This is a genomic window from Kitasatospora sp. MBT66 (assembly GCF_000710405.2).
GTDB classification, from domain to species: Bacteria; Actinomycetota; Actinomycetes; order Streptomycetales; family Streptomycetaceae; genus Kitasatospora; species Kitasatospora purpeofusca.
This window is the reverse complement of the sequence record NZ_JAIY01000010.1, coordinates 836,428-836,755: the sequence shown is the minus strand read 5'-3', so window position 1 is coordinate 836,755 and position 328 is coordinate 836,428. Positions and strand designations below refer to the sequence as shown.

Sequence of the window (328 nt, the reverse complement as noted above, 5' to 3'; positions counted from 1 at the left end):
GGCCTTCGACCTCCACTACCCGGAGATCGCCGCGCTGGACTACCTGGAGTACCACGGTGAGCCGGCCAAGCACTTCGCCGGTGTGACCCCGGCCAAGTACGACGCCCCGAAGCTCGGCAAGGGCAAGAAGGAAGGCGACGCCTGATGAGGGAACAGGGCAAGATTTTCCTGGGCCTGGCGGTCTTCGTGCTGGCCATGGCGATCACCTACGGCCTGTGGACCAACAACTCCGACCACGGCATCGAGGCCGCCGGTACCACCGCGCTGTTCCTCGCCTTCGCGCTGTGCGCCTTCATCGGGTACTACCTCGCCTTCACCGCCCGCCGGG

1 protein-coding gene is annotated in these 328 nt (G+C 66.5%); it reads left to right on the top strand.

The window, feature by feature from the left end:
• Nucleotides 1-144: 144 nt before the first annotated feature.
• Nucleotides 145-328, top strand: a 184-nt coding sequence (locus tag BI06_RS28410) for a cytochrome c oxidase subunit 4 (RefSeq protein WP_043472427.1), incomplete at its 3' end; no start/stop codon positions are given.